General features: G+C 65.9%; 10 protein-coding genes. 7 read left to right on the top strand and 3 right to left on the bottom strand.

The window, feature by feature from the left end; genetic code table 11:
* Nucleotides 1-226: 226 nt before the first annotated feature.
* Complete coding sequence (locus tag ACFWYE_RS30185) at nt 227-811, top strand: dihydrofolate reductase family protein (RefSeq protein WP_379115700.1); 585 nt, start codon at nt 227-229, stop codon at nt 809-811.
* A gap of 156 nt (nt 812-967) precedes the next feature.
* On the opposite strand, the gene ACFWYE_RS30180 is transcribed toward ACFWYE_RS30185, so the two are convergent.
* On the bottom strand, nt 968-1,411 hold the full coding sequence (locus ACFWYE_RS30180) for a hypothetical protein (protein WP_379115699.1): 444 nt from the start codon (nt 1,409-1,411) through the stop codon (nt 968-970).
* Between the two features lie 198 nt (nt 1,412-1,609).
* Here ACFWYE_RS30180 and ACFWYE_RS30175 point away from each other — a divergent pair, with 198 nt between their 5' ends.
* The 4 genes from ACFWYE_RS30175 to ACFWYE_RS30160 all read left to right on the top strand — a co-directional run bounded on the left by ACFWYE_RS30175 (nt 1,610) and on the right by ACFWYE_RS30160 (nt 4,300).
* On the top strand, nt 1,610-1,966 hold the full coding sequence (locus tag ACFWYE_RS30175; RefSeq protein WP_379115698.1) for an ArsR/SmtB family transcription factor: 357 nt from the start codon (nt 1,610-1,612) through the stop codon (nt 1,964-1,966).
* Nucleotides 1,950-2,429: an SRPBCC family protein gene (locus tag ACFWYE_RS30170; protein ID WP_379115697.1), complete on the top strand. Its 480-nt coding sequence runs from the start codon at nt 1,950-1,952 to the stop codon at nt 2,427-2,429. The genes ACFWYE_RS30175 and ACFWYE_RS30170 overlap by 17 nt, the downstream gene beginning before the upstream one ends.
* Nucleotides 2,430-2,574: 145 nt before the next feature.
* A complete protein-coding gene (locus ACFWYE_RS30165; protein ID WP_379115696.1) occupies nt 2,575-3,300 on the top strand; it encodes a phosphotransferase in 726 nt (241 codons plus the stop codon).
* Between the two features lie 361 nt (nt 3,301-3,661).
* Nucleotides 3,662-4,300, top strand: coding sequence for a LysE family translocator (locus ACFWYE_RS30160; protein ID WP_379115695.1), 639 nt, complete (start codon nt 3,662-3,664; stop codon nt 4,298-4,300).
* A 397-nt stretch (nt 4,301-4,697) separates the two neighbouring features.
* On the opposite strand, the gene ACFWYE_RS30155 is transcribed toward ACFWYE_RS30160, so the two are convergent.
* Nucleotides 4,698-5,339, bottom strand: a complete 642-nt coding sequence (locus ACFWYE_RS30155) for a dihydrofolate reductase family protein (RefSeq protein ID WP_379115694.1) — start codon at nt 5,337-5,339, stop codon at nt 4,698-4,700.
* Between the two features lie 321 nt (nt 5,340-5,660).
* Here ACFWYE_RS30155 and ACFWYE_RS30150 point away from each other — a divergent pair, with 321 nt between their 5' ends.
* Both ACFWYE_RS30150 and ACFWYE_RS30145 read left to right on the top strand, forming a co-directional pair.
* A complete protein-coding gene (locus ACFWYE_RS30150) occupies nt 5,661-5,987 on the top strand; it encodes an ArsR/SmtB family transcription factor (RefSeq protein WP_379115693.1) in 327 nt (108 codons plus the stop codon).
* A complete protein-coding gene (locus tag ACFWYE_RS30145) occupies nt 5,988-6,476 on the top strand; it encodes an SRPBCC family protein (RefSeq protein ID WP_379115692.1) in 489 nt (162 codons plus the stop codon).
* A gap of 33 nt (nt 6,477-6,509) precedes the next feature.
* On the opposite strand, the gene ACFWYE_RS30140 is transcribed toward ACFWYE_RS30145, so the two are convergent.
* Nucleotides 6,510-7,151 carry a glutathione S-transferase family protein gene (locus ACFWYE_RS30140; protein ID WP_379115691.1) on the bottom strand — a complete coding sequence of 214 codons (642 nt, stop codon included), beginning with the start codon at nt 7,149-7,151 and terminating at the stop codon, nt 6,510-6,512.
* Between the last annotated feature and the right edge of the window lie 62 nt (nt 7,152-7,213).

The raw sequence follows: 7,213 nt of genomic DNA, 5'->3' as shown, positions 1-7,213 counted from the left end.
CCTCAGGATGAGGGGCGTCGTGCCTTTCGAGCGAAAATTCTGGAACGTCTCAGATATTGAGCGCCGTTTCACCCAACGCCCCTCATCCTGAGGTGCTCGCGAAGCGAGCCTCGAAGGACCGCTCCAGATTTTTTGCCGCGACCGATGAGTTTCCGCATCGCGATGTCTCCAACGGAATGACAGACCCCGAAAGGTTCGGGACTGCAGTTCTGGAAGGAGATTTCCGATGGCCAAGCTCGTCGTCAGCATTCTGAGTTCCCTCGACAATTATTGCGCCGGCCCGGGCGGGCGGCTCGACGGCTTGCCGATGGGGCCGGCATTCAGCGTCCACAACCTCGAGCTGATGCGCAGCGCCGGCACGCTGCTGTTCGGCGCCGTCACCTACCCGATGTTCGAGGGCTACTGGCCGAATGTCGATCGCGGTCCGGCGAGCGACCCGGTGCAGGGCGAGATCGCCGAGCGTTGCGACACGTCCCGCAAGCTGATCGTCAGCGACAGGCTGGTGGTGGCGCAAAGCTCGCCCTGGACCGATGCCGAGGTGGTGAGCCGCTCACGCGCGCATCAGCGCATTGCCGAGCTGAAGGCTGAAGCCGGCGACGACCTGCTGATTTTCGGCAGCACCGTCCTGTTCAACGATCTGCTGCGGCATGGCCTGGTCGACGAGTTCCACCTTCTGGTCGGCAATGTCGTGCTGGGTGGCGGCGTGCCCACATTCCAGCCCGGCGTGACCGCACCGTTCAGGCTGCTCGGCCAGCGCCGGCTGCCAGGCTCGGACATCGCCGCCCTGCACTATGACTGCCGGGCGCGGTGACGGGGTTGCTGGTCGTTTCTGGCGTGATCGAAAGGCGAGTTCGGCGCCCGCCAAAGCTGCCAGGGAGGATCCAGCGCGGGATGTTCTTCGGCGAAAACCGCAATCAGCGCCCAAGGGAAGCGGGCTGACGGCCCGTCTCCTCGACCTTCGACAGGCTCAGACGATGGCGTCGATCCTCACGGTCCGGCCGTTGAACTCGGCGGTATCGGATTTCTCCAGTCCATCGATCGCCTGATAGAACGGCGCGCGCGGCGAAAGGCCGGTCAGCTCGATGCCGTCGCAGGTGAAGTGATCCATGGTGATGCCGATGACGAAGTGGCGGCCGTCGACGGTGACGATCGCGCCCGGTTCGACGGACTGCTTCGGCCCGAAGTCGAGCGTGTCCAACGCAGCGACCTTGGCTTCGGCGGTGCGCACCATCTTCTCGAGGTCCTCGGCGAGCTCCGCCTGTGTCCAGGCCTGGGCCTGATCGTCAGCGTCGGTCGCTTCGTCCTTGAGCGGCTTGCTCGCCTGGAGATGCTCGGCATAGGCGGCCCTTGCGCCGTCCAGTTCGGCCGCGGCCAGATCACTCAACCTGCTGCGCACGCTGGCTTTGTTCACTCGCCGGACTCCTTGGCTGGCAACATCTGCCCACGAAGATAATGGCTCGCCGGGTTTTCGTCACCCTCGCATCCAACCTCGCCGGGCTTGCCAGCCAGCCGAGGACCCGCGGCCCGCTCCTGCCTCGCGGCAGACGCCGCAAACTCGAATGACCGGCGAACGCTTGCGCTTCCCGGGTGAACAGCTATACTGAACTACATGGTTCAGTATTTAGATCTCCCCCTCGATCGCTCCTTTGCAGCGCTGTCCGATGCAACCCGCCGCGGCATCATCGACCAGCTTGGCCGGGCGGATGCGTCGATCACCAGCCTGGCGGACAGGTTCCAGATGACGCTGACCGGCATGAAGAAGCACGTCCAGGTTCTGGAGCGCGCGGGGCTGGTCGTCACGCGGAAGATCGGACGGGTGAGAACCTGCACGCTCGGCAAACGCGGCCTCGCGGCGGAGGCGGAGTGGATCGAGGCGCACCGCAAGCTGTTCGAGGCGCGCTTCGAAGCGCTGGACGCAATCATCAGCGAATTGAAACAGGAGGAAAACGATGGATCGGCAAGCTAGTGCCCGCACGTCAATCGAACGCAGGGGCGATCGCGAAGTCGTCGTGACGCGCCTTTTCGATGCGCCGCCGAGCACGGTCTACAAGGCGTGGAGCCGGCCGGAGCTGTTCCAGCGCTGGTGGATGCCGAGGTCATTAGCCGGCGTTTCTCTCGTCTCATGCGACCTGGACATGCGCACCGGCGGAAAATACCGGCTGGAATTCGGCACGGGCGGTCCGGAGACCACGGCCTTCTATGGCAAGTATCTCGACGTGGTGCCGAACGAGCGCATCGTCTGGACCAACGACGAAGGCGAAGAGGGCGCGATCACCACCGTGACCTTCGCGGACCAGGGCGGAAAGACGCTGCTGACCTTCCACGAGGTCTATCCGTCGAAGGAAGCGCTCGAGGAGGCACTGCAGGGCTCGCTGGCCGGACTGCCGGAGCAGCTGGACCAGCTCGGCGAATTGCTTGCCGGAGAATAGCGGGCAACGCCGGGCCTGCTCTCCCGCGCCGTGGCTGCTTCCGACCGGGACGCGCGCCCGGCCGGCAGGCGCCTCGTGTCGGCCGGGCCGCATTGCCCCGCATACGCCGCTGATCTACTCAGGGCGCGGAACCGGGAGTTCGCCAATGGGATGGGAAGCACTGCAGCTGTGGGATGCCACCCGCATCGAGGCGCTTTCCGGCGGCGTCGCCAACGATGTGTGGAGCGTGCGTGTCGGCGGTGCGCTTGCGGTCGCCCGCCTCGGGTCGCGCAGCGATGCCGATCTCGCCTGGGAGGCCGGGCTGCTCCAGCACCTCGACCGCCACGGCATGACCGTGCCGGTGCCGATCCCGACGACGGATGGCCGGCTGTTCGCGGCCGGCCTGACGGTGATGACCTATGTCGGAGGCGGGGCGCCCGAGACGGCGGCCGACTGGCACCGCGTCGCCGGGACGCTGCGGCAGCTGCACAGGCTGACCCTGGGCTGGCCGCAGCGCCCGGGCTGGCGCTCGTCGACCGAACTGCTTTCCGCCACCACCGGCACCAAGATCGACCTGACCGCCATGCCGCCGGAAGGCGTCGCCCGCTGCCGGGCGGCATGGGCGCGGCTCGCCGGGCGCCAGACCTGCGCCGTGCACGGCGACCCCAACCCGCGCAACATCCGCATCACCGCCGACCGCGTCGCGATGATCGACTGGGACGAAGCGCATGCCGACGTGCCCGATCTCGACCTGGCGCTGCCGCACAACGCCGCCGGGTTGGAAGACGCTGCGTATGACATTGCCACGCAAGCGTCAGCAGCCTGGGAAGCCGCCGTATGCTGGGACGACGACTATTCGAAAAGGCGGCTCGCCGAGGTGCGTGCGGTGTAGGCGAGGATATCGACCGTCGCGCCGCCCCTCACCTGCCTCACTCTCTCCCCGCAGAACGGGGCGAGCGATCCTTTCGTCGAGGCTTTGGCCAATCGCCAGCGTTGCAGAACGGGCAGCGAGGCTGCGGCCGGCGTTCTTCTCCCCGTTCACGGGGTGCCCGGCAGGGCGATGAGGGGCAGCGCCAACGCTGGCCGGGATGGGAATGACCGGGGCCGGCCGGCTTCCAGATCGCACCGATATCCGGGGGAGCTTCACCCCTGCGGCCATGGAACAACCACCGCTCCCGCTGCCCCATTGCGGACGGCAGCGCGAGGCCGCACTATCGGCGACCGGATGAAGCGTCCGGCAAGGAGGAAACGCCATGCATGACCTTGCGATCCTGTTCTCCATCCTCGGCGTGTTCCTGCTCGGCGCCATCAGCCCGGGCCCGAGCTTTGTCGTGGTGTCGCGCATCGCCATTTCCAGCTCGCGCGCCGACGGTGTGATGGCGGCGCTCGGCATGGGCCTCGGCGGCTTCCTGTTCGCCTGCATCGCCATGGCCGGGCTGACGGCGATCCTCTTACAGGTCGAATGGCTGAACCTGGTGCTGCGGCTGGCCGGCGGCGCCTATCTGGTCTGGCTTGGCATCAACATCTGGCGCGCCGCGCCAGAACCGATCGCGGTCGCCGAAACGGCGGCCGGGCGGCCGAGCACGCTGTGGAAGTCGTTCCTGCGCGCCCTGTTCGTGCAGCTGTCCAACCCGAAGACGGCGATCTTCTACGCGTCGATGTTCGCAGCACTCTTGCCCTCGCCGACACCGACCTGGATGCTGTTCGCGCTGCCGCCGCTGCTCTTCCTCAACGAGACCATGTGGTACACCATCGTGGCGCTGGGTTTCTCCTCGCGCCGGCCAAGGGCCGTCTACCTGCGCTCCAAGACCTGGATCGACCGCTGCGCCGGACTGGTGGTCGGCACGCTGGGGCTGAAGCTGATCACGGACAGTGCGCGGACGTCTTTGTGAGGGGATCGGGGCTGATTGTCTGGCGTTGATGGCGACACCAGCGTCGGCGTTGCTTTAGGTGCGTCCTTCGAGGCTCGCTTCGCGAGCGCCTCAGGATGAGGATCGTTGGCGCGAACCCTCTCTGTTCTGCAGCGTTTCAATATGAAGAGCCCAGGCACTGCGGTCCTCATCCTGAGGTGCTCGCCCGCACGTCGACTGAAGGCACAGCCCGACCCCTTGCCGGGCGAGCCTCGAAGGACGCACCAAAACGACCGGATCTGTATTTTTGGGTGCGTCCTTCGAGGCTCGCTTCGCGAGCTCCTCAGGATGAGGGTCGTTGTGCGGCTCACGGTGGTCGGCGGGCTGCTCGGCACTGGAGCGGTCGCCGCGAGGTGACGCCCCTTCGCGAACATGCGGCCTACCGCCGAAACGTCAGATGAATCACCCCGCTCTCCGCCGTTTCCGATTCCACCGAATAGCCGTTTTCCAGCCCGCGCAGGTCGTCCCACAGGCGGATGCCGCGGCCGAGCAGGATCGGCACGATCGCGACATGAAGCCGGTCGACGAGGCCCACTTTGAGGAAATCGCGCACGGTGCTGGCGCCGCCGCCGATGCGCACGTCCTTGCCGCCGGCGACAGCAACCGCCTGCTTCAGCGCCTCGGCCGGCGTGGTGGAGAGGAAATGGAAAATCGTGCCGCCGGCCATCTCGATCGACGGCTTGCTGCGGTGGGTCAAAACGAAGACCGGGCAGCGGAACGGCGGCTCGTCGCCCCACCAGCCCTTCCAGTCGGGATCGTCGGGGAAATTGTGCAGCCCGAACATGCCGGCGCCCATGATCTCGGCGCCGATGTTCTCGAAATACGCCCTGGCATAACGGTCGTCGATGCCGGTCGTGCCTTCGCCGCTGGTGTCGTGGAACACCCGCTCGCGCATCGTCTTCGTCTTGAGATAGGCGCCGACGAGGCGCATCCAGTCGGCCCCCATCGGCTGCTCGGGCGTCTGGTCCGTCGTTGTCGCGAAACCATCGAGCGAAATGTTGAGATCGACGCGAACTGCCATGGAAGTCTCCTTTTTGTTCAGTCCTGGATGTTGGCACATCCAGGACGCCTCAAACGCCGGCGCGGCCCATCCGGGCCGCCCGAGAAAACCAAAAAAATGGAGCGTTTCCGCGTTTCCGTAAAAAACGGAAACGCTCCAGCTTCCGCGCCAACGGGCGCGGCGTGCGGTCGCACGCTCCAACGGTCAAAATGACCGTTGGTTATGCTCCATACGGTCCATCGCCGAACCAACAGTAAGGCAAGTACCTTTATGTCGACCCAAAAGATAAGGCAAGTGCCTTTCTTTTGTTGACCGCGCTCGGCGCCCGATCTAAAAAATCCGATGCCTTATCATTCGACCCCGCTCGACCTTGCTTTCCACGCCCTCAGCGACCCGACGCGGCGCGCGGTGGTGTCGCGGCTAACCGAGGGCGAGGTGCCGGTCTCCGTGCTGGCCGAGCCGTTCGACATGGCGCTGCCCTCCTTCGCCCAGCACCTGAAGGTGCTGGAGGAGTGCGGGCTGATCACCTCGGAAAAACGCGGCCGCAGCCGCTGGTGCCGGCTGGTGCAGGCGCGCTTCGACGAGGCGGCCAACTGGATGGAAGCGGAGCGCCGCAATTGGGCGATGCGGCTGGAGCGGCTGGATGTTTATCTGGATGGAGCGGACTGAATGAAAGACGAGGTTAGCCCGCTGCAGAGCTGGTCGCTCGATCGCGAGATCGTGCTGGTCAAGGTTCTGAACCATCCGCGCGCCAGGGTGTTTGCCGCCTGGACGAAGCCCGAGGCGCTGGCGGCGTGGTTCGGCCCGACCGGCCTTCGCATCGAGAGCCACGAGGCCGACATCCGCGAAGGCGGCATCTGGCGCTTCGACATGGTGGGCACGTTCGAGGGCAAGGAGCAGCGCTTTCCCAACCTGATGCGCTTCCTGGAGATCGTGCCGAACGAGCGCATCGTCATGGATCACGGCTCGGCCGACCCGAACGACCCCGACCGCTTCCGCGTGACGGTGACCTTCGACGAGCAGAGCGACGGCAAGACGATCCTGACCCTGCGCCAGCTCCACCCCAGTCGCGAACGGCGCCAGATCGTCATCGGCTTCGGCGCGGTGGAGTATGGGCTGCAGACGCTGGAGAAGCTGGCAGCGTGGCTGGAGGGGTGAGCGCGGTACGCTCTGGCCGAACTTCGCCTCTGTTCATCCACCCGGGATGGGAGCCAGCGCGGGCGCATCCAGCCCCTGGAAAGGATCGCGCCAGGCATCGATCGCTTCGAGCCGGCGATACCAGCGCTCAAGGCAAGGATAATCGCCGAGCGGCAACCGGGCGACGTCGTTGAAGGGCAGGAAAGTGGCCATTCGGAAGTCGGCGTAAGAAACCCACTCCCCGACCAGCCAGTCTCGCCCGGAAAGCTCGGCTTCGAGGATCGCGGCGGCAGTGGCGAAGCGCCTCAGCCCCTCCTCGACCAGCTCCGGATCGATGGGGCCAAGCCCGTAGCGCTGTTTGGTGCCGCGTTCGAAATGCACGATGTCGCAGGCGCGCGCGAAGTTCTCCTTGCCCCAGCTCAGCCACCGGATCATCTCCGGCTCGTCGTCACCGCTGCGCCAGAAATCAGAACCCGCATCCCGCGACAGCCGGCACGCGATGGCATCGGCCTCCCAGAGGCTTTTTGCCGGGCCGACCAGAATGGGCAAGGAAAGATTGGGATTGAGCGGCCGATAGCGCTCCGCCTGCCCCGGCGCGAAAGGCGAGGCGAATTCAAACTCAAGCTTCGCGCCGAGATGGCGCGCGACCGCGACCGCAAGGCGGGGGCTGGGGTTGCGGCTGAAGAGAAGTTTCATTGCGGGGCGGTTCTTGGGTGGCAGAGGTTGATTTTGGGGCCACTTGCCGACAGTCCGGGCGC

Source organism: Mesorhizobium sp. NPDC059025 (assembly GCF_042739655.1).
GTDB lineage: Bacteria > Pseudomonadota > Alphaproteobacteria > Rhizobiales > Rhizobiaceae > Mesorhizobium.
The sequence above is the reverse complement of the archived record's forward strand: the minus strand, read 5'-3'. Positions and strand labels throughout refer to the sequence as shown.

Bases quoted from the DNA above. Each gene is read 5' to 3' on its own strand.
- ACFWYE_RS30185 (WP_379115700.1), top strand. From the start codon at position 227: ATGGCCAAGCTCGTCGTCAGCATTCTGAGTTCCCTCGACAATTATTGC.
- ACFWYE_RS30175 (WP_379115698.1), top strand. From the start codon at position 1,610: ATGGTTCAGTATTTAGATCTCCCCCTCGATCGCTCCTTTGCAGCGCTG.
- ACFWYE_RS30170 (WP_379115697.1), top strand. From the start codon at position 1,950: ATGGATCGGCAAGCTAGTGCCCGCACGTCAATCGAACGCAGGGGCGAT.
- ACFWYE_RS30165 (WP_379115696.1), top strand. From the start codon at position 2,575: ATGGGATGGGAAGCACTGCAGCTGTGGGATGCCACCCGCATCGAGGCG.
- ACFWYE_RS30160 (WP_379115695.1), top strand. From the start codon at position 3,662: ATGCATGACCTTGCGATCCTGTTCTCCATCCTCGGCGTGTTCCTGCTC.
- ACFWYE_RS30155 (WP_379115694.1), bottom strand. From the start codon at position 5,339: ATGGCAGTTCGCGTCGATCTCAACATTTCGCTCGATGGTTTCGCGACA.
- ACFWYE_RS30150 (WP_379115693.1), top strand. From the start codon at position 5,661: ATGCCTTATCATTCGACCCCGCTCGACCTTGCTTTCCACGCCCTCAGC.
- ACFWYE_RS30145 (WP_379115692.1), top strand. From the start codon at position 5,988: ATGAAAGACGAGGTTAGCCCGCTGCAGAGCTGGTCGCTCGATCGCGAG.
- ACFWYE_RS30140 (WP_379115691.1), bottom strand. From the start codon at position 7,151: ATGAAACTTCTCTTCAGCCGCAACCCCAGCCCCCGCCTTGCGGTCGCG.